17 protein-coding genes are annotated in these 19,274 nt (G+C 68.2%); 12 read left to right on the forward strand and 5 right to left on the reverse strand.

Annotated features, from left to right (window positions below):
* Positions 1 to 3: 3 nt before the first annotated feature.
* From ABNK63_RS08000 to ABNK63_RS08020, 5 genes are read left to right on the forward strand one after another with little or no spacing between them, the layout of a single operon-like run.
* Entirely contained in the window at positions 4 to 1,026 is a 1,023-nt protein-coding gene (locus ABNK63_RS08000; protein ID WP_007805442.1) for a glycosyltransferase family 4 protein, read from the forward strand.
* Positions 1,013 to 2,911, forward strand: coding sequence for a nucleoside-diphosphate sugar epimerase/dehydratase (locus tag ABNK63_RS08005; RefSeq protein ID WP_350017116.1), 1,899 nt, complete (start codon positions 1,013 to 1,015; stop codon positions 2,909 to 2,911). Before ABNK63_RS08000 ends, ABNK63_RS08005 begins: the two co-directional genes overlap by 14 nt.
* Positions 2,908 to 3,783 carry a UTP--glucose-1-phosphate uridylyltransferase GalU gene (gene galU, locus ABNK63_RS08010; protein WP_007805444.1) on the forward strand — a complete coding sequence of 292 codons (876 nt, stop codon included), beginning with the start codon at positions 2,908 to 2,910 and terminating at the stop codon, positions 3,781 to 3,783. The genes ABNK63_RS08005 and galU overlap by 4 nt, the downstream gene beginning before the upstream one ends.
* 46 nt (positions 3,784 to 3,829) lie before the next feature.
* On the forward strand, positions 3,830 to 5,137 hold the full coding sequence (locus ABNK63_RS08015; RefSeq protein ID WP_007805446.1) for an FAD-binding oxidoreductase: 1,308 nt from the start codon (positions 3,830 to 3,832) through the stop codon (positions 5,135 to 5,137).
* The gene (locus ABNK63_RS08020) at positions 5,134 to 5,481 is read left to right on the forward strand and encodes a tRNA-binding protein (protein WP_007805447.1); all 348 of its coding nucleotides are present in this window, start codon (positions 5,134 to 5,136) and stop codon (positions 5,479 to 5,481) included. The genes ABNK63_RS08015 and ABNK63_RS08020 overlap by 4 nt, the downstream gene beginning before the upstream one ends.
* Before the next feature lie 4 nt (positions 5,482 to 5,485).
* On the opposite strand, the gene ABNK63_RS08025 is transcribed toward ABNK63_RS08020, so the two are convergent.
* Positions 5,486 to 6,406 carry an MBL fold metallo-hydrolase gene (locus tag ABNK63_RS08025; protein ID WP_007805449.1) on the reverse strand — a complete coding sequence of 307 codons (921 nt, stop codon included), beginning with the start codon at positions 6,404 to 6,406 and terminating at the stop codon, positions 5,486 to 5,488.
* Positions 6,407 to 6,550: 144 nt separating this feature from the next.
* Between ABNK63_RS08025 and ABNK63_RS08030 the strand changes: the two genes are divergently transcribed.
* The 5 genes from ABNK63_RS08030 (at position 6,551) to ABNK63_RS08050 (ending at position 11,809) form a co-directional block, all read left to right on the forward strand.
* Entirely contained in the window at positions 6,551 to 7,204 is a 654-nt protein-coding gene (locus ABNK63_RS08030) for a hypothetical protein (RefSeq protein ID WP_007805450.1), read from the forward strand.
* A gap of 7 nt (positions 7,205 to 7,211) precedes the next feature.
* Complete coding sequence (locus ABNK63_RS08035) at positions 7,212 to 9,566, forward strand: EAL domain-containing protein (RefSeq protein ID WP_007805452.1); 2,355 nt, start codon at positions 7,212 to 7,214, stop codon at positions 9,564 to 9,566.
* Positions 9,563 to 10,774: a hypothetical protein gene (locus tag ABNK63_RS08040; RefSeq protein WP_350017117.1), complete on the forward strand. Its 1,212-nt coding sequence runs from the start codon at positions 9,563 to 9,565 to the stop codon at positions 10,772 to 10,774. The genes ABNK63_RS08035 and ABNK63_RS08040 overlap by 4 nt, the downstream gene beginning before the upstream one ends.
* A 261-nt stretch (positions 10,775 to 11,035) precedes the next feature.
* Entirely contained in the window at positions 11,036 to 11,377 is a 342-nt protein-coding gene (locus ABNK63_RS08045) for a hypothetical protein (protein WP_007805456.1), read from the forward strand.
* 6 nt (positions 11,378 to 11,383) lie between these two features.
* Positions 11,384 to 11,809, forward strand: coding sequence for a DUF2231 domain-containing protein (locus ABNK63_RS08050; protein WP_007805458.1), 426 nt, complete (start codon positions 11,384 to 11,386; stop codon positions 11,807 to 11,809).
* Here ABNK63_RS08050 and ABNK63_RS08055 read toward each other — a convergent pair.
* From ABNK63_RS08055 to ada, 4 genes are read right to left on the reverse strand one after another with little or no spacing between them, the layout of a single operon-like run.
* On the reverse strand, positions 11,790 to 12,452 hold the full coding sequence (locus ABNK63_RS08055; RefSeq protein ID WP_007805460.1) for a DNA-3-methyladenine glycosylase: 663 nt from the start codon (positions 12,450 to 12,452) through the stop codon (positions 11,790 to 11,792). The two genes, ABNK63_RS08050 and ABNK63_RS08055, sit on opposite strands and share 20 nt — an antisense overlap.
* 16 nt (positions 12,453 to 12,468) lie before the next feature.
* Positions 12,469 to 13,122, reverse strand: coding sequence for a DNA oxidative demethylase AlkB (gene alkB / locus ABNK63_RS08060; RefSeq protein WP_007805462.1), 654 nt, complete (start codon positions 13,120 to 13,122; stop codon positions 12,469 to 12,471).
* Positions 13,119 to 13,853 carry a 2OG-Fe(II) oxygenase gene (locus tag ABNK63_RS08065; protein ID WP_350017118.1) on the reverse strand — a complete coding sequence of 245 codons (735 nt, stop codon included), beginning with the start codon at positions 13,851 to 13,853 and terminating at the stop codon, positions 13,119 to 13,121. The genes alkB and ABNK63_RS08065 overlap by 4 nt, the downstream gene beginning before the upstream one ends.
* Positions 13,850 to 14,929, reverse strand: coding sequence for a bifunctional DNA-binding transcriptional regulator/O6-methylguanine-DNA methyltransferase Ada (ada, locus tag ABNK63_RS08070; RefSeq protein WP_350017119.1), 1,080 nt, complete (start codon positions 14,927 to 14,929; stop codon positions 13,850 to 13,852). Before ada ends, ABNK63_RS08065 begins: the two co-directional genes overlap by 4 nt.
* 272 nt (positions 14,930 to 15,201) lie before the next feature.
* Between ada and ABNK63_RS08075 the strand changes: the two genes are divergently transcribed.
* Together ABNK63_RS08075 and ABNK63_RS08080 are read left to right on the forward strand one after the other, a co-directional pair.
* A complete protein-coding gene (locus tag ABNK63_RS08075) occupies positions 15,202 to 17,829 on the forward strand; it encodes a glycoside hydrolase family 2 protein (RefSeq protein ID WP_350017120.1) in 2,628 nt (875 codons plus the stop codon).
* Positions 17,826 to 19,265, forward strand: a complete 1,440-nt coding sequence (locus tag ABNK63_RS08080) for a glycoside hydrolase family 125 protein (protein WP_007805469.1) — start codon at positions 17,826 to 17,828, stop codon at positions 19,263 to 19,265. The genes ABNK63_RS08075 and ABNK63_RS08080 overlap by 4 nt, the downstream gene beginning before the upstream one ends.
* Positions 19,266 to 19,274 lie beyond the last annotated feature (9 nt).

A 19,274-nucleotide genomic window follows, 5' to 3' on the forward strand; every position in this document is an offset into this window, starting at 1 on the left:
CGGATGTTCGTGACCATCGGATGGTTGTCCTGCAGTTTCCTGATCACCTTGCTCGTGGTCCGAGCTTCGATCAGTTATGCCCGTCGACGCGGCATGCTGGATCTGCCCGGGCAGCGACGATCTCACAGCGTAGCCACGCCGCGCGGCGGCGGGATCGGCGTGGTGGTAGCCATGCTGGGGTGTCTTCCGGGCGTGTTGTGTGCGGCGCCGGCGGGCTGGCCCCTCGGCGTGACGGCCGGGCTGCTCGCCGGATTCCTGCTCGTCGCCGTCGCCGGGTGGTGGGACGACCATCGCTCGTTGCCGGTGTTGCCACGGCTGTTTGCCCAGTTGCTCGGCACGGGCCTGTTTTCGGCAGGCTTGCTGGCGACTGGCATGCCGGCGTGGTGGTTGCCCCTGCTGCTGGTAGGTGGCGTATGGAGCATCAACCTGCACAATTTCATGGACGGCATCGATGGTTTGCTGGCGCAACAGGCGATCTTCCTCGGCGCGGGGCTGGCCCTGTTGGCATGGCAGGCGGCGCAGCCGGCCCTGGCGCTGGCGGCGGCGGTGATGGCGGTGTCGCTGGCAGGATTCTGGTGGTTCAATCGCCCGCCCGCGAAGATCTTCATGGGTGATGTGGGCAGCGGCAGCATCGGCCTGCTGATCTTCGCCTTTACCGCCATGCTGTGGCGCGTCGAGGCGGCGCTGGTCTGGCCCGCTCTGATCCTGTCCTCGGCGTTCGCGGTGGACGCCAGCCTGACGCTGTTGACGCGCATGTGGCGGGGGCGGCGCTGGTACACTGCGCATCGCGAGCATCTCTACCAGTGGACGGTACGTCGTGGTGCCACCCACGCCCAGACCGATCTCGCCTATCTGGGCTGGAACCTGCTTGTTGCCGCGCCAACGGCCTGGTTGGCCTGCAGTCATCTGCGCCTGGCCCTGCCGATTACCATGGCGGTCTATGCAGTGGCGTCGACCGTGTGGCTGGCGCTGAAACGTCGTTGTCTGCGGCGCAACTTGAACGGGACATCTCATGTCGCTGCGTAAGCTTGTCGGTTTCATCCATCCCCGCATCGCCGTCGTCCTGCACGACTTGATGATGGCCGCGCTGGCCTGGTGGATTGCCAAGCTGTTCCGCTATGCCTTGAAGCCCGATGAAGTGGTCAGCTTCCAGCTGCTGGAGTTTCCCATCGTGCTGCTGGTGCAGGGCCTGATCTTCCGCTGGACCGGGCTGTACAAGAGCGTATGGCGCTTCGCCAGCCTGCCTGATCTGTGGAACATCGTGCGGGCGGTGCTGGCGGGTACGATCTCCATCGGCGTGACGCTGTTCCTCTACGAGCGCCTGGAAGGCGTGCCGCGCTCCGTGCTGGTGCTCTATCCGCTGCTGTTGTCGATACTGCTTGGCGTACCCCGACTGGCTTATCGCTACTGGAAGGACAGCCGCAACGACCTGCTGCAGAACCAGAGCGTCAAGCGCGTGCTGATCGTGGGCGCGGATCGCGCCGGCGAGGTGCTTTCGCGCGACCTCCATCGCGACCGACGTTACGCGGTGGTCGGTTTTGTCGACGACAAGTCCAGCCTGCGTGGCGCCAGCATCAACGGACATCCGATCCTGGGACGACTGGAGCAATTGCCCGAAGTGGCACGCGAGGCGGCGGTCGACATGCTGCTGATCGCACTGCCGGGCGCTTCCACGATCGAGATGCGACGGGTGGTCGCGCTGTGCGATGCCACCGACCTGCCATACCGCACGGTGCCCCGGCTGGAGGACGTGGTTGCCGGCCGGGCCCAGTTCAACCAGATCAAGGAAGTGGCGATCGAGGACCTGCTTGGTCGCGACGCGGTCGAACTGGACTGGACGGCCATCCGCGAAACGCTCAGCGGCCGTCGCGTGCTGATCACCGGTGGTGGCGGCTCGATCGGTTCGGAGCTGTGCCGGCAGGTGGCTCGTCTGGGGGCGCAGTCGCTGACCGTGGTGGAGCAGAGCGAGTACAACCTGTACCGCATTGGCCAGGAACTGCGCGCCGAGTTTCCCGAGTTGATCTTCGACGGCGTCCTGGCTCGCTGTGGCGACCGGGTGGCCATGCGCAAGGTGTTTGCCGACCTGCAACCTCAGGTCGTGTTCCACGCGGCAGCGTACAAGCACGTGCCGATGCTGCAGGGGCAGCTTCGTGCAGGCTTCGACAACAACGTGCTGGGTACCTGCGTGGTGGCCGATGCCGCACGCGAGACGGGCGTCGAATGCTTCGTGCTGATCTCCACCGACAAGGCGGTCAACCCGACCAGCGTCATGGGCGCGTGCAAGCGCGTGGCCGAGATCTACTGCCAGAACCTCAATGCGCAGACCACCACCCGTTTCATGACGGTGCGCTTCGGCAACGTGCTGGACTCGGCCGGATCGGTGGTGCCGCTGTTCCGGCGGCAGATCCGTGCAGGTGGCCCGGTCACCGTCACCCATCCCGAGGTGTCGCGCTATTTCATGACGATTCCCGAAGCCTGCCAGCTGATCCTGCAGACTGCGAGCATCGGCAAGGGCGGCGAGATCTATGCCCTGGACATGGGCGAGCCGGTGAAGATCCGCGACCTGGCCGAGCAGATGATCCGCCTGGCCGGCAAGAAGCCCGGCAGCGAGGTCCCGATCGTGTACACCGGCCTGCGCTCTGGCGAGAAGCTGTTCGAGGAATTGTTCCATCCGCTGGAAAACTATTGCGCGACCACCCACGCCAAGATTTTTCTGGCCCAGCACCGCGAAGTGTCGTGGGAGCTGCTGCAATCCCTGCTGAAGAAGGCCGCCGAAGCGGTGGACGCCTTCGATGAGGAAGAACTTCGCCGTTGCGTGTCCAGCCTGTTGCCCTCGTTCCGCTGGAGCGAGTCGGCGCAGCCGGACAACGTGGTGTCCATCCGTCGTGCCAATCCGGAGATCAATGAGTGAGCAAGCCTCTGCGCAAAGTGGTGTTCCCCGTCGCCGGCCTCGGCACGCGCTTTCTGCCGGCGACCAAGGTCGTCGCCAAGGAAATGCTGCCGGTCCTGGACAAGCCCCTGATCCAGTACGCCGTCGACGAGGCTGTCGATGCCGGCGCGGACACGCTGATCTTCGTCACCAATCGCTACAAGCACGCCATCGCCGACTACTTCGACAAGGCCTACGAGCTGGAGTCGAAGCTGCAGGAAAAAGGCAAGGCCGAACTGCTGGCGCTGGTGCAGGGCACCCTGCCGCGCAACGTCCGGGCGATCTTCGTGACGCAGCCCGAAGCGCTCGGCCTGGGCCACGCCGTGTTGTGCGCCAAGCCCGTTGTCGGTGACGAGCCGTTCGGCGTGGTGTTGCCCGATGACCTGATCTGGAACGGCCCCGGCAAGGGCGCGCTGCGGCAGATGGCCGAACTGGCCGATGCGCAGCAGGCCGGCGTGATCGCGGTCGAGGAAGTGCCGCACGACGAGACGGACAAGTACGGCATCGTCGACGCCACCCCGATCGATGAGCGCAGCGCGCTGATCCGCAGCATGGTCGAGAAGCCCAAGCCGGCAGACGCCCCGTCGAACCTGGCCGTGGTCGGTCGTTATGTGCTGCCTGGCCGGATCTTCCAGTTGCTGGAGCAGACCACGCCGGGGGCAGGAGGCGAAATCCAGCTCACCGACGCGATCGATGCCTTGCTCAGGGAACAGGGCAAGGTGCTGGCGCATCGTTTCGAAGGCATCCGCTTCGACTGCGGCAACAAGGCCGGACTGGTCCGCGCCACCATGCACATGGCGATGCAGGATCCGAAGCTCGCTCCGACGGTCCGCGCGTTCCTCGAACAGCTTTGAGCGTTACCGCGCCCGCGTCTGCACCGGCCAGGTCAGCAGCGCGGGCATGGGCCACGGCCTCGGCATGAATCAGGTTTCCCTTCCTTCGTACTACCGCGCCACGGCGACGCCTTACCCGGCGTACGCCCCGTTGCAGGGCAGCGGACGTGCCCGGGTGGCGATTGTCGGTGGCGGCTTTGCCGGACTGAACACGGCACTCGGACTGGCCGAGCGCGGTGTCGGCGAGGTGGTGCTGCTGGAGCGCGAACAGATCGGTTTCGGCGCCTCCGGTCGCAACGGCGGTTTCGTGTTCGCCGGCTATTCGCTGGGCGAGCAATCGCTGCTCGATCAGCTGGGCGAGGCGCGCGCGCAGGCCATTTTCCGGCTCACCACCGAAGCGGTGCAGCGCATTCGACGGCGCATCGCCGACTACGCCATTCCCTGCGATGCTGTCGACGAGGGCGTGATCTGGGCCAACTGGTTCCGCGATCCCGCGGTGTTGCGCCAGCGCCAGCAGTTGCTGGCCGGGCACTACGGCGTGCAATGGCAATGGCTGGCCGAGGCGGAACTGCGCCAGCGCATCCACAGCGAGCGCTATCACGATGGCCTGTATGAGCGTGACGCGCTGCACCTGCATCCGCTCAACTATGCGATCGGGCTTGCCGCGGCCGCAGCCGGAAAGGGCGTGCGCATCCACGAGCACAGCGGTGTCCGCAGCCTCGAACGCGAAGGCCTGCAATGGCGCTTGCGCACCGCGCAGGGCGACCTGCTGGTCGACCAGGTGGTGCTGGCCTGCGGCGGCTACCTGGCGGGCCTGCAGAAGCCGATCGACCGGGCGATCCTGCCGATCGCCACCTATGTGATGGTGACCGAACCGCTGGGGCCACGCATGGACGACTGCCTGGCCACCCGTGCCGCGGTCTACGACAGCCGTTTCGCATTCGACTACTACCGCGCGCTGCCGGACACCCGATTGCTGTGGGGCGGCCGCATCTCGATCCGCAACCGCTCGCCCCAGGCGGTGCAGCGGATGCTGACGAAAGACCTGCTGCGGGTGTTTCCCCAATTGCACGGGGTGAAGATCGACTACGCGTGGTCGGGCCTGATGAGCTACGCGCGCCACCAGATGCCGCAAATCGGCGGCAGCGACAACGGGCTCTGGTGGGCACAGGCGTTTGGCGGCCATGGCCTGGCGCCGACCTGCGCGGCCGGCGAACTGCTGGCGGCGGCGATCGCCGATGGCGACCAGGGCTGGAAGCAGTTCGCCGACTACGGCCTGGGCAGCACGCACCGGCCGTTCGGTTATCTTGGTGCGCAGGCGACCTACTGGTGGCAGCAGGGCCGCGACTGGTTGAAGACGAGGCTGGAAGGATGAGCGAAGCAGGGCAGGGTGAAATCAGCTGGGCCGATTTCGAGAAGGTGCGGATCGTCGCCGGTACGGTGACACGGGTGGAAGCGTTCCCCGAGGCGCGCAAGCCGGCCTGGAAAGTGTGGGTGGATTTCGGCGGGTACGGCGAGAAGAAGACCAGCGCGCAGATCGCCGCGCTGTACAGCGCCGAGCAACTCGTGGGCCGGCAGGTCGTCGGCGTGATCAACTTTCCCGAAAAGCAGATCGGCCCGTTTCGTTCGCAGTTCCTGCTGACCGGGTTTCACACCGACGACGGGGTGGTGTTGACCGCCGTCGAGCGGCCGGTGCCGAACGGTACGCGCCTGGCCTGAGTCGTCAGCGGTCCAGCCAGACCTCCAGCCCCTGCGCATTGAGTTCGATGTCCATGCCCAGCAACTGGCGCAAGCTGCTGCGTCCGCGGTTCCAGCCGTGCGCTTCGGCGCGGGTGGCGTAGAGATCGGTGAGCGATTCCATCAACGCGGCGTGTCGGTCAGGTTGGCCGTGCGCCGCGCGGGCCAGCGCGACCATCGCGTCGATCTGCGTGTGCAGGTCGGTGGCCAGCCGCTCCACTGCCTCCACCCGGCCGTAGTGGGTGAGGTACATCGCCTCGGGGCGCAGCGCGATCAGTCGCTCGATCGAGGCATGCAGCGCTTCCGGGTCGAACTGCACCGGCGAGGTGGTGGGCAGGATGAACGGGCCCTGCGCCGTGTCGAAATCGCGATACGACAGGCCGAACACGTCGCCGGTGAAACAGATGTTGGCACGCTCGTCGTAGACGGTGAGGTGGTGCTTCGCATGGCCCGGAGTATCGATGCACGACAGCGGCCGCCCGGCCAGGTCCACCACGTGCCCGTCCACCGCCTCGATCACCCGTTCGGCCGGAATGGGCCGCAGCCGGCCGTAGGTCTGTTCCATCACCGCCTCGCCGTAGACGGCGCTGGCGCCGGCCCACAACACCGACGGATCGACCATGTGGCGTGCCCCGCGCGGATGCACCACCAGCTTCGCGTTCGGCAGCTGCGCGATCAGCTCGCCGGCACCGCCGGCATGATCCAGATGCACGTGGGTGAGGATCAGCCAGTCGACATCGGCTGGCGTGATGCCGGCGCTGCCCAGTGCATCCAGCATCCGCGGCACCGCGAAGTTGGTGCCGCAGTCGATGAATGCGCCGCGACCGTTCTCGACGACCAGGTAGGCCGCGTCGAACCGTGGCCGCACGAAGCCGGTATCGATGGTGTGGATGCCGTGTTCTGCCATGCCTGCCTCGCGATCGGTGGATTCCGCGAGGGTAGCAAGTTGCCGGGGCCCCGGCACGACCGCCCGGGTTGATTCCGGTGAATCCGGCCAGCAGGCAAACTGCGGTAGGCTAGCTGCCAATGAGGGGATCGGGGGACTCCGTCAATGCGCTGCCTGCTCGTGGTTGCGTCACTGCTGCTGGGAAATGCATGGCCGGTGCTGGCGGCGGAGGTCACCGTCCACCTCGACGATGGCCGCGGCCATGCGGTAAGCGACGCGGTGGTCATGCTGATCCCGGATGCGGCTCCGGCTGCGGCAGCCGCGCCACCGGCACCGGCCACCCACGTCGTCGACCAGCGGGACGAGACCTTCGTTCCCTACGTGCAACTGCTGCGCCCCGGCGACGAGGTGGTGTTCCGCAACAGCGACAGCACCCGCCATCACGTCTATTCGTTCGCCGCGATCAGGACGTTCGAATTCGTGCTGCGGCCGGGGGAAAGCTCGCCGGCCCTGGTGATGGACAAGAGCGGCATCGCCGCGGTGGGCTGCAACATCCACGACCACATGATCACCTACCTGTTCGTGTCCGCGGTGCCGGCGATCGCGCTGTCCGGTGGTGACGGCAACGCCACCATCGGCCATCTGGCGCCGGGTCGCTACACCGCGCACGTCTGGCACCCGCAGTTGCATCCCGGTCATCCGCAACCGAGCCAGAGCGTGACCATCGGGGGTGATGCCGACATCGGGCATCTGGATTTCACGCTGTCGCTGATGCCCGATCCGCGCATGTTCATGGATCGCGAGCACCTGGACTACTGAGCCGACCATGCGCACCATGGGTTTCCGCCTTCGCCTTGCGCTGTTTTTCGTCGCCACCCTGGTGACGGTGCAGCTGCTGACCGCCGGCCTCGTCTATGAGGTGACCCGGCGCGCGCTGGTGACCGAGGGCGAGCGCCAGCTGACCGCCAACGCGCAGGCATTCGTGGCGCAGATGGATGACATCTCGGCGCGGATCGGCGGCAACGTCGAAGTGCTGTCGCTCGACTACGCGCTGCGCTCGGCCATCGCCGAACGCGATCGCGGCACCGTGTTGTCGGTGCTGCGCAACCACGGCCGGCGGGTGGGCGCCTCGCGCATGCTGCTGATCGGCCTGGACGGAACGGTCGAGGCCGATACTGCCGCCACCTCGAGCACGCCGCAGCGCTTTCCGTTTCCCGACCTGATCGATGACGCCTATGACCGGCGCACTGCGGCGGTGGTTGCGCTGGACGGCAAGGCGTCGTGGATGGTGGTGGTGCCGATCTACGCGCCGCAGCCGGTGGGCCTGGTGGTGGTCAACGTGCCGCTCGATGACGTGCTGCTGGCGCACATGCAGCGGCTTTCCGCCTTGCCACGCGACATCGAGCTGGCAACGCAGAGCGCACCGGGGCGCTGGGACGTGGTGGCGCGGGGCGATCGCCACACCGGGCTGGTCGACAGCCTCGCCAGCGCACATCGCGGGCTGCCATGGAAACCGCTGCTGACCGAAGTCGACGGCAAGGAATACATGGTGCTGGCGCAGCGCCTGAAGCAGCCGAAGCAGGGCGCGCCGGTGGTGGCGGTGCTGGGCTATTCGCTGGACGACGCGTTGAGTCCGTTCCGCTCGATCGCGATCGCGTGGGCGACCCTGCTGGCGCTGGGCCTGGGCGTGGGCCTGCTCGGCGCGTGGTTCACCGCGCGCAGCGTGTCGCGCCCGGTCGAGGCGCTGGCCGCCGCGGTGCGACGCATCGGTGCGGGTGATTACCGCACTCCGGCCGGCACCCGGCGACATGACGAAATCGGCCAGCTGGCCGGCGCCTTCGACGCCATGACCGAAGCGGTGCGCCAGCGCGAGCTGCGTATCCGCCACCAGGCCATGCACGACAGCGTCACCGACCTGCCCAACCGGCTGGCCGCCGAAGCCAGCATCGATGAGAGCCTCGGCGGCCAGGCGGGCGGGGGTGCACTGCTGATGGTCGGCCTGACGCGGGCCCCGGAAATCATCAAGACGATGGGGCACGCCCTGTGCGACCGGCTGATGCGCGACGCCAGCGAACGCATTCGCCGGGTCGCGATGGATGCCTTCCTCGCCCGCACCAGCGACACGCAGTTCATGCTGTGGCTGCCGCGCGCCGGGCAGGACGCCGCGATCGCCGCCGGGCTGCGCGTGCTCGACGCACTCAACGAGCCGTACCAGGAAACCGACGTCAGCATCGACCGGCTGCCGTCCGTGGGCATCGCGATGGCGCCGGCCGATGGCCGGCAAGCCGACACGTTGCTGCGCCATGCCGAGGTGGCCCAGTTCGCCGCCGCCGGTTCGGCCAGCGCGCTGAGTTTCTATGACGCGGCCACCGACCCGCATCGGCCCGAGCGGTTGTCGCTGATGGGGGACCTGCGCGAAGCACTCGACCGCGACGGCCTGCTGCTGCACTACCAGCCCAAGTTCGACCTCGCCAGCCAGCGCACCGACGGCGCCGAGGCGCTGCTGCGCTGGAACCACCCGCGACGTGGCTGGGTGGCGCCGGACACGTTCGTCGGCATGGCCGAGGAAACCGGCAACATCCATCGCGTCAGCCGCTGGGTGCTGGCCAGCGCGCTGGCGCAGGTTCAGCGCTGGATCGAACGTGGGCTGGCGCTGCACATCGCGGTGAACCTGTCGACCCGCGACCTGGAGGATGCCGAGTTGCCGGCGTGGATCGCCGCGCTGCTGTCGATCCACCGGGTGCCGGCATCCTGCCTGACCGTGGAAGTGACCGAGCGGGCCGTGATCGGCGAACCGGACACGGCGATCCGCATCCTGCGGGGGCTGGCCGAGCAGGGCATCGGCATCGCGATCGATGATTTCGGCGTGGGCCAGGCCACCTTCGCCTATCTGCGCCACCTGCCGGTCAGCGAACTGAAGATCGACCAGATGTTCGTCAGGCACCTGGCCACCGATGCGAACGACCGGATCATCGTGCGTTCCATCGTCGAGCTGAGTCACCAGCTGGGCTATCGCGTCACCGCCGAAGGCGTGGAGGACCAGGGCGCGCTGGATTACCTGGCCGCGGTCGGCTGCGATCATGCGCAGGGCTTCTTCATCGCCCGGCCGATGCCGGCCGAGGCTTTCGCGACCTTCGTCGGCGGACAAGCCGGGCAGGCCGCCGGGGGATCGCGACGATGAGGCGTCGGATATTTCTGTGCTGCCTGCTGGGCCTGTACGTGCCGGCGGGTCTCGCCCAGGATTTCAAGTTGCATGCATGGCTGGACGGACGCCTGGTCGCTGCACCCGCCGAAACCAGCTGGACCCACGGCGGTCTGGGCAAGACGCGTTTCGGCGGTGGCGGCGTCGATGCCCGCTTCGGCGGTGCGGGCGTGGTCGGCACCGCCCAGTTCACGCCCGCGCTGATGGCGCTGGCCTCCGTCCAGTGGCAGGACACCGACTACGCCACGCTGGACACGATCGAGGCCTACCTGCGCTACCGCCCGGTGTCGCTGTCGCGCTGGCGCTGGTCGCTGCAGGCCGGCGCCTTCCTGCCGCCGATCTCGCTGGAGAACGATGCGATCGGCTGGACCAGCTCGTGGACGCTCACGCCCTCGGCGATCAACAGCTGGGTCGGTGAGGAATTGCGCGCGACGGGCGCGGAGGGCCGGCTCGAATGGCGCGGCGACGACGCCAGCTGGGAACTGCGCAGCGCCCTGTTCCAGCGCAACGATCCGGCCGGCAACCTGCTGGCCGTGCGTGGCTGGTCGCTCAGCGACCTCACCTACGGGCTGGGCAGCCGCCTGCACGAGCCCGACGCGGTGGTGCGCCGAAACGGTGGCCAGCCGCCGGGACGCTACGATCCGTTCCAGAACATCGGCCATCGCAGCGGCTGGTACGCGAACCTGGACTGGCGAACGTCTGTCGGCGGCAGGCTGAGCCTGATGCGTTACGACAACCGCGCCGATCCGGCCGCGCACAGCGACAGTGGCGTGTTCGCCTGGCACACCTGGTTCTGGAGCCTGGGCGCCTCGGCCGACACCGGCCCGATCCGCTGGATCGCCCAGGCGATGGACGGCGCCACCGTGATCGAGCCGGTGGACGGATTGCAGTTCGAAACGCGCTTCCGCTCGGCCTTCCTGCTGGCGGGATGGAACCGCGGGGCATGGCGTCCGGCATTGCGCATCGAGCACTTCAGCACCCGCGAACTCGCCGCCGCCGTGGGCACCGGCCAGGGCGAGCACGGCAACGCCGTCACCGCGGCGCTCAACTGGCGCCCGCGCGACTGGCTGCGGTTGAGCGCCGAGGTGCTGCGCATCGACAGCGTACGTAAGCAGCGCGTCGAGGCGGGGCCGGCACCAGCGTCGGCGGTCACCCAGGTGCAGCTGGGCGTGCGGCTGATCTACTGAGAGGTTGTGAGTTTTACAACCTCTCAGGTCGGCCAGGCACGGCCGACCGCGGATCGGTCACGCCAGTGACTGATTCGCGTGAGCGAGTCCGGGCGTGTACCGGACTCGCGATAGAAGAAAACCACAGGACGTGGTTTTCTTCACAGGCTCTGAGCGGCTTCCGCGAGATCCTCGCCCGGCATGCGGGAACCTCCGGCGCATGACTGCATCCGATCCATGACGATCCGCTTCATCCATGCCATGCCACGAGGGGAGAACGACATGTTGCTCTATGCAGTCCTGATTTTTGCGGTGGCCGCCATCGGCGGCCTGGTGCTGGCCTCCAGCGTGCTGCGCGGCAAGCTGGCGCCGTGGGCGATCTCGGCATTGCACGCCTTGCTGGGCGCCAGCGGCCTGGTGCTGCTGATCCTGGTCGCGCTGCAGGGCGCGGCGCCGGGACGGCTCACTGCGGCGCTGGCCTTGCTGGTGCTGGCGGCACTGGGCGGCTTCTTCCTCGCTTCGTTCCACATGCGCAAACAGGTGGCGCCGAAAGCCGTGGTGCTCGTGCATGCCGGCGTCGCGGTGGTCGGCTTCCTGACCTTGCTCAGCCTGCTGCTGGGCTGAGCGGCCATGCGCCATCCGCTGCACCCCGCACTGGTCCATTTCCCGATCGCCTGCTGGTCGCTGGCCACGGCGGCGGATCTGGCCAGCCTGGTCTGGGGTGAGCCGGCGTGGCATCTTGCCGGCGTGTTGCTGGTGGCGGGGATCGGCTTCGCGATACCCGCCATGCTGGCCGGTTTCCTGGAACTGGCGAAAGTCGCCGCGGACCACCCGGCGATCCGCGACCTCAACCGGCACATGATCGCGGTGATGAGCGCACTGTCCTGCTATGCGGCCAGCCTGTTCCTGCGCCTGCAGGGCGCCCGGCTGACCGAACCGGGCGTGCCGGCGATCGCGCTGAGCGTGCTGGGTTTCGTCGCGCTGGGCGTGGCCGGCTGGCTCGGCGGCAAGCTGGTGTATGGACACCGGCTCGGCGTCACTCCGCCGTCGGCGTAGTGGTCCGCTTTGCCTTCACCGGTCGGGGCACGCGCCACAGGTACCACGCCGCGGCCGTGCGATGCGGGCTCCACGCCTGGCCGATCAGCGCCATCGCCTTCGGCGTCGGCGCCGCGTCGAGCGACTTCAGCAGCCGGTAGCCTTCGCGCACGCCGAAATCGTCAGCCGGCAGGATATCGGGCCGGGCCAGACTGTAGATCAGGAACATCTCCACGGTCCACCGACCGATGCCCTTCAGCGCGCCCAGGCGGGCGATGAGCTCGTCGTCGGCGAGCGCCTGCGCGGTGGCGAGGCCGGGCACCACGCCTTCCAGCGTGGCCGCGGCGATGCCCCGGATCGTCTCGATCTTGCGCGCCGAGAAACCACAGGCGCGCATCGCGTCGAAGCTGGCGTCGAGCAGTTGCCGCGGCGACGGAAACGCCGACCGTGGATGCAGAGTGAGCAGGCGGGCGACGATCGCATCGCCGGCCTTGACGTGCAGTTGCTGGTAGGCGACCGCGCGCACCAGCGCCTCGTACGGTTCGCGGGCGGGTTTCGGTTCGTGCCCGCAAGGACCGAGTTGCGCCACCAGTTGCGCCCAGTCGGGGTCGATCGATGCCAGATGTTTCGATGCATCGACGGATGCCGGCTTGCGGCCTTTCATCGGGCGAACTCCCTGGCTAGCCGGCGCGGCGAAAGGTGAGGTTGATGCGGCATTCGCCCAGCGCTTCGTGATGGTTCGGCTTCAGTGGCAGCACGCCGTGATGACGCAACCGCGCCGGGCCGCCCCACACGACCACGTCGCCGTGAGCCAGCGGCACCCGCATCGCGGCGTCGCTGCGTTGATCGCCACCGAACAGGAATATGGCGGGAATGCCCAGCGACACGGAAACGATCGGCTGGCCGAAGTCGCGCTCGTCGCGATCCTGATGCAGGCTCAGCCGGGTGCCTGGCTCGTAGCGGTTGATCAGGCAGGCATCCGGCGCGAAACCGGCAAAGCCGGCCTGCGCGGCCGCGCTGGTGGCGAGCTTGCGGAACACGTCGGGCAGCGGCGGCCAGCGCTTGCCGCTGTCCGGATCGACCGGATCGTAGCGATAGCCGCGCCGGTCGCTGACCCAGCCCAGCGATCCGGCGTTGGTCATCGCCACCGACATGCGCAAGCCGCCGGGGGTGATCAGGTGGCGGAACGGCGCCTGCGCCACGATCGCATCGATCGCCTGCAGCAGCGGCGCCTCGTCGGCCAGCGCAAAGCCGCGCAACACCACCGCGCCCGCGCACAGGGACTCGTCGCGCCGCGGCGCCTGGATGCCGGCGAACAGGTCGGTGGTGATCATGTGGCGTCGTGGAAGATGATGCCCAGCGTGTGGCGATGGCCGCTGCGCAGCCGGCTGACGCCATGACGCAGGTTCACCCGGTAGCTGCCCCGCGTGCCCCGCACCGGGCGCTGGTGCACCGCGAACACCACCGCATCGCCCTGGTGCAGCGGCACCACGTCGGCGCGCGACTGCATGCGCGGGCGCTGTTCGGTCAGCACGAATTCGCCGCCGCTGAAATCCCGCCCCGGCTCGGACAACAGGACCGCCACCTGCAACGGGAACACGTGCTCGCCGTAGAGATCCTGGTGCAGGCAGTTGTAGTCACCGGCGCCGTACTGCAACAGCAGCGGCGTGGGCCGCCGCTGGCCGGCGCCGTGGCAGCGCGCGAGAAACGCCGCGTGGGAATCGGGATAGCGCACGTCGATTCCCATCGCCGCATTCCAGCGATTCGCGATCGGTGCCAGTCGCGGATAGATCGCGCCGCGCAGACTGGCCACGGTGTCCGGCAGCGGGTAGGCGAAATACTGGTATTCGCCGCGCCCGAAACCGTGCCGGCCCGTCACGACACGGCTGCGGAAGATCGTCTCGTCGGCGTAGAGGCCGGCCAGGTCGCGGCACTCCCGCGGCGACAGCAGGGCTTCGAGCATCGCAAAGCCCTGCGCGTCGAGGTCGTCCGCGACGTCGGCCCAGTCGAAAACCTGCAGTCGCGCAGCGGCGTCATCCGTCATCGCGTCAGGCATCGCGTTCATGCCTTGGCCTCGCGGGCGAGCAGGGTGCGCTTGCGTTCCACGCCCCAGCGATAGCCGGACAGGCCGCCGTCGTTGCGCACCACGCGATGGCAGGGGATCGCCACCGCCAGCATGTTCGCCGCGCAGGCGCCGGCCACCGCCCGCACCGCCTTGGGCGAACCGATGCGCTGGGCGATCTCGCTGTAACTGGCGGTGGTGCCGGCCGGGATGTCGCGCAGCGCCTGCCAGACGCGTTGCTGGAACGCCGTGCCGCGCACGTCCAATGGCAGGTCGAGGCCGAGCGCCGGCGCCTCGACGAAACCGACCACCGTCGCCACCAGTTGCTCGAACGCGCGATCGCCACCGATCAGGTTCGCCCTGGGGAAGCGGTCCTGCAGGTCGCGGGCCAGGGCGTCCGGGTCGTTGCCGAACAGGATGGCGCAGACCCCGCGCTGGCTCTGCGCGACCAGGATGGCGCCCAGCGAGCATTCGCCGATCGCGAAGCGGATGTCGTGGTCGACGCCGCCGGCGCGGTAGCTGGACGGCGTCATGCCGAGCAGCTGGTTCGAGCTCTCGTAGAAACGGCTGCTGGCGTTGTAGCCGGCGTCGAAGATCGCCTCGGTCACGCTGCTGCCGCGACCGAGTCCGCTGCGCACCCTGCTGGCGCGGTGTGCGGTGACGTATTGCTTCGGGGTCACCCCGGCGATGGCCTTGAAGATGCGGTGGAAATGGAACGGGCTCAGGCCAGTCGGTTTCGCCAGTTGCTCCAGCGTGGGCGCGGTCTCTGCGTTCTCGATCAGGCGGCAGGCCCCGGTGACCATGGCCGCGTGCTGCTCCTGCAGCGACAGCTGGTCCGGCTTGCAGCGCTTGCACGGACGAAAGCCGGCACGTTCCGCCGCCGCGGCCGAGTCATGGAAGGCCACGTTCTCGGGCCGGGCCGGGCGGGCGGCGCAGGAAGGGCGGCAGTACACGCCGGTGGTCCTGACCGAATAGAAGAAGCTGCCGTCGGCACGCGCATCGCGCGCCTGCAGCGCGGCCCAGCGGGGGTCGCTTACGGTGGCGGCGGCCTGTTCGGCGATTTTGTCGGCGGTTTTCATGGGCGTGCTCCCGAAGATTATCTCGTGCAGCCAATCTACGGAGCGGTGATCGTGGCCACACCCCGGGTCTTGCGGTCGAATTCCCGCGGCGGCGCGCGTGCGGGAGGTGGCGATTTACCACGGGCGCGAACGCGTATACCTTCATCGAGTCGCCGCCACGCCACATCCGCGGCGACACTACTGTTCAGGGCCGGGGGTTCGCGATGACCAAGCAGGGGACGCGAGCGGGCAGGGATGCGCCAGGCACGGCGTCCCTGCGGTGCTGCGCCTGCGTGGTGGGCCTGATCCTGGCGCTCTGGGCCGGTGTCGCGGGCGCGGCCACGCAGACATTGTCCAGCGGCTGGCGCTTCCGCCTCGACCCGCATTCACCGGCCACACAAACCCACCCGGAAGCAGCGGCCTGGCGTGCTGCCCAGGTGCCGGGCAGCGTGCAGACCGACCTGCTGGCGGCGGGCGTGATCGTCGATCCGTTCCAGCGCGGCAACGAGGCCGCGCTGCAATGGATCGGCCTGGCCGACTGGCAATACCAGTTGCCACTGGCGATCGATGCGGCGACCTTGCGGCATGACCACGTCGACCTGGTCTTCGACGGCCTGGACACGTTCGCCGACGTCTCGCTCAACGGCCAGCCGCTGCTGGCTGCGGACAACATGTTCAGGCGCTGGCGCGTGCCGGTGAAGGACGTGCTGCACGCGGGCAGCAATACGCTGCAGGTCACGCTGCATTCGCCGATCGCCCGGATCCAGCCCTGGCTGCTGAAACAGCCCCACGCCTTGCCGGGCGAATTCGATTCCGCGTTCGGTGACGAGCCGAAGGGCAGACAGACGGCCAACTACGTGCGCAAGGCGAACTACCAGTATGGCTGGGACTGGGGCCCGCGCTACGTCACCGAGGGCATCTGGCAGCCGGTGCATCTGGAGAGCTGGGACGATCTGCGGCTGGCGGATTTCCATGTCGCCCAGCAGCACGTCGATGCGCAGGCCGCGCAATTGCTGGCGCAGTTCGATCTTCGTGCCGACCATGCCGGCAAGGCCGGGTTGCGGGTGAGGTGGACGGCGCCGGACGGCAGCCAGCGCAGCACGACCCTGGCGACCTCGCTGACTGCCGGCGACAACCATGTCGAGCTGCCGTTGCGCATCGAACATCCGCAGCGCTGGTGGCCGGTCGGCTACGGCGAGCCGAACCTGTATCGCTTCCATGCCGAAGTGGTGGTGGCCGGCAAGGTCATCGCCAGCGCCGAGCGCGATACCGGGCTGCGCAGCGTGGAGCTGCGGCGGCAGCGTGATCGCTGGGGCCGCAGCTTCGCCTTCGTGATCAATGGCGTGCCGGTCTTCGCCAAGGGCGCCAACCTGATCCCGCTGGACAGCTTCCCCGAGCGCGTCACCGGATCGCGCCTGCAACAGATCCTGCAGTCCGCCCGCGACGCCAACATGAACATGCTGCGCGTGTGGGGTGGCGGCTATTACCAGAGCGATGCTTTCTACGCGCTGGCGGACCGGCTCGGCCTGATGATCTGGCAGGACTTCATGTTCGGCGGCGCGATCCCGCCGTACGACGCGGCGTTCCGCGAGAACACGAGGATCGAGGCCACCGAACAGGTCATCCGCCTGCGCGATCACCCGAGCATCGTGCTGTGGTGCGGCAACAACGAGGTGCAGACCGGTTGGGAGTCCTGGCCTGACCGCAAGCAGTTCGCCGAGGCGATCGGACCGGTCGAGCGGGCGCGCGTTGAGCAGGGCATGCGCACCCTGTTCGGCGAAACCCTGCGCGACGTGGTGCAGCGCCATGCGCCGGACGTGCCGTACTGGGCCAGCTCGCCCGGCACGGATTTCGACGGGCCGGCCAACGTGCCGGACGATGGCGACATGCACGTGTGGGACGTCTGGGCCGGCTCCGCTCCGATCGAGGACTACCTGAAGACCACGCCGCGCTTCCAGTCCGAGTACGGCCTGCAATCGTTCCCGGCGCTGGCCACCCTGCGCAGCTTCGCCGCACCGTCCGACCTTTCGCCGGAGTCGCCGGTGATGCGGGCGCACCAGAAATTCGACGGCGGCAACGGCAACCAGCGCCTGCTGTCCTACATCCGCAAGTATTACGGCGAGCCGAAGGATTTCGCGTCCTTCGTCTACCTCAGCCAGGTGATGCAGGCCGAGGGCATCGAGCTGGCCGCCGACCACCTGCGCAGCGCGCGGCCGCAAAGCATGGGCTCGCTGTACTGGCAGCTCAACGACGTGTGGCCCGGCGCCTCGTGGTCGAGCGTCGACTACTTCGGACGCTGGAAGGCGCTGCAGTTCCACGCGCGCCGTTTCTACGCGCCGCTGCGGGTGGCGCCGATCCGTCGAGGCGGACGTACCGAGGTGTTCCTGGTGTCCGACCGCACCGCGCCGCTGGACGCCCGGCTGCGCCTGCGCGTGATGGACATGGATGGACGGCTGCTGCACGAGCGCGTCGAGCCGGTGCGTCTGCCCGCGTCGAGCAGCACCCGCGTGGCGGAGCTGAATGATGCGGCGTTGCTGCAAACTGCCGATCCCCGTCGCAGCTTCGCCGTGTTCGAGCTGGTCGGGCAGGGCAGGACGCTTTCGCGTCACCTGCTGTATTTCGAGCCAGCGCTCGCGTTGCAGCTCCCCGATCCCGGCCTGCATGCCGAGCTGGCCGAAGATCATCAGGGCACCGTGCTGAGAATTCGTGCGAAGCGGCTGGCACGCGAGGTCTGGGTCGACTTCGGCTCGCTCGACGCGCAGCTGTCCGACAATGCGTTCGACCTGCTGCCGGGCGAGCAGGTCGAACTGCGGGTTGCCGGCACGGCCGACATCGCCTCGCTGCGCAACGCGCTGCGGGTGCATTCGCTGGTCGATGCCACCGCCCATGCCGCAAGCGCCCAGGAGAGTGCACGGCCATGATCACCACGCGCCGCGCGCTGCTGAAGTTGATGGCCGCCACCGCTGGCGGGATGCTGCTGGGGCGTGTGCCGACGGCGCGGGCCGCATCGCGCCACGCGAGTCACCGCCCGCCACCCGGCCAGCGCCGGTTTGCCAGCCCGGCCGTGGAGGCGCTGATCGCCCGCACCCGGGCAAAAATCGGCGATCCCGAACTCGCCTGGCTGTTCGAGAACTGTTACCCGAACACGCTGGACACCACGGTGCAGCTGGGCAGCCTGGGTGGCAAGCCCGATACCTTCATCGTCACCGGCGACATCGACGCGATGTGGCTGCGCGATTCCTCGGCACAGGTGTGGCCATACGTGTCGCTGGCAGCGCACGACGAAGCGCTACGCCGATTGTTCCGCGGGCTGATCCATCGCCACGCGCGGTGCATCTCGATCGACCCGTACGCCAACGCGTTCCTGCCCGATCCGCGGGCGAAGACGCCGCTGTCGTGGGCCCAGCACGACCTCACCGACATGCGCCCGGGCGTGGCCGAGCGCAAATGGGAGATCGATTCGCTGTGCTATCCGATCCGCCTGGCGCATGCGTACTGGCAGGCTACCGGCGATCGCCAGCCGTTCGACGACGACTGGCGCGCCGCGATGCATGCCGTGCTGGCGACGTTCCGCCAACAGCAGCGCAGGCATGGCCCCGGTCCGTACCGTTTCCAGCGGCCATCGGCCAACCCCACCGATACCCAGTTCCTCGGCGGCTACGGCCAGCCGACCCGCGCAGTCGGGCTGATCCATGCGATGTTCCGGCCATCGGACGACGCCTGCGTGTATCCGCTGTCCATCCCCGGCAACCTGTTCGCGGTGAGTTCGCTGCGCCAACTGGCGCGGCTGTCGATCGCGCTGCACGACGACCGCACCTTTGCCGGCGAATGCACCGCGCTGGCCGACGAGGTGGAACAGGCGCTGCAGGAGTTCGGCGTGATGCATGACGAGCAGGGCAACGAGATCTGGGCCTACGAAGTCGACGGTTATGGCAACCAGCTGTTCATGGACGATGCCAACGCGCCGGGGCTGTCGAGCCTGGCCTACCTTGGCTGCTGCCCCGGCGACAACCCGCGCTACCGGCGCAGTCGCGCACTGGCCTGGAGCCCGCGCAACCCGTATTTCTTCCAGGGCCGCGCGGCGCAGGGCATCGGTGGTCCGCACGAGGGCTTGCGCATGATCTGGCCGATGTCGATCATCATGCGGGGCCTGAGCAGCGACGACGACGGCGAGATCCGCCAATGCCTGCACTGGCTGAAGACCACCCACGCCGGCACCGGCTTCATGCACGAGGCCTTCGATCAGGACGATCCGGCACATTTCACCCGCGCGTGGTTCGCCTGGGCCAACACCCTGTTCGGCGAACTGATCGTGCAAGTGGCGGCGCAGCGACCCGAACTGCTGCGGCACGCATGAACCCCGAAC

Source organism: Rhodanobacter sp. IGA1.0 (assembly GCF_040208325.1).
Taxonomy (GTDB): domain Bacteria; phylum Pseudomonadota; class Gammaproteobacteria; order Xanthomonadales; family Rhodanobacteraceae; genus Rhodanobacter; species Rhodanobacter spathiphylli.

Excerpts from the sequence above, each read along its gene's own strand:
- ABNK63_RS08000 (WP_007805442.1), top strand. The coding sequence starts at position 4 with ATGTTCGTGACCATCGGATGGTTGTCCTGCAGTTTCCTGATCACCTTG.
- ABNK63_RS08005 (WP_350017116.1), top strand. The coding sequence starts at position 1,013 with ATGTCGCTGCGTAAGCTTGTCGGTTTCATCCATCCCCGCATCGCCGTC.
- ABNK63_RS08015 (WP_007805446.1), top strand. The coding sequence starts at position 3,830 with ATGGGCCACGGCCTCGGCATGAATCAGGTTTCCCTTCCTTCGTACTAC.
- ABNK63_RS08020 (WP_007805447.1), top strand. The coding sequence starts at position 5,134 with ATGAGCGAAGCAGGGCAGGGTGAAATCAGCTGGGCCGATTTCGAGAAG.
- ABNK63_RS08025 (WP_007805449.1), bottom strand. The coding sequence starts at position 6,406 with ATGGCAGAACACGGCATCCACACCATCGATACCGGCTTCGTGCGGCCA.
- ABNK63_RS08030 (WP_007805450.1), top strand. The coding sequence starts at position 6,551 with ATGCGCTGCCTGCTCGTGGTTGCGTCACTGCTGCTGGGAAATGCATGG.
- ABNK63_RS08035 (WP_007805452.1), top strand. The coding sequence starts at position 7,212 with ATGCGCACCATGGGTTTCCGCCTTCGCCTTGCGCTGTTTTTCGTCGCC.
- ABNK63_RS08040 (WP_350017117.1), top strand. The coding sequence starts at position 9,563 with ATGAGGCGTCGGATATTTCTGTGCTGCCTGCTGGGCCTGTACGTGCCG.
- ABNK63_RS08045 (WP_007805456.1), top strand. The coding sequence starts at position 11,036 with ATGTTGCTCTATGCAGTCCTGATTTTTGCGGTGGCCGCCATCGGCGGC.
- ABNK63_RS08050 (WP_007805458.1), top strand. The coding sequence starts at position 11,384 with ATGCGCCATCCGCTGCACCCCGCACTGGTCCATTTCCCGATCGCCTGC.
- ABNK63_RS08055 (WP_007805460.1), bottom strand. The coding sequence starts at position 12,452 with ATGAAAGGCCGCAAGCCGGCATCCGTCGATGCATCGAAACATCTGGCA.
- alkB (WP_007805462.1), bottom strand. The coding sequence starts at position 13,122 with ATGATCACCACCGACCTGTTCGCCGGCATCCAGGCGCCGCGGCGCGAC.
- ABNK63_RS08065 (WP_350017118.1), bottom strand. The coding sequence starts at position 13,853 with ATGAACGCGATGCCTGACGCGATGACGGATGACGCCGCTGCGCGACTG.
- ada (WP_350017119.1), bottom strand. The coding sequence starts at position 14,929 with ATGAAAACCGCCGACAAAATCGCCGAACAGGCCGCCGCCACCGTAAGC.
- ABNK63_RS08080 (WP_007805469.1), top strand. The coding sequence starts at position 17,826 with ATGATCACCACGCGCCGCGCGCTGCTGAAGTTGATGGCCGCCACCGCT.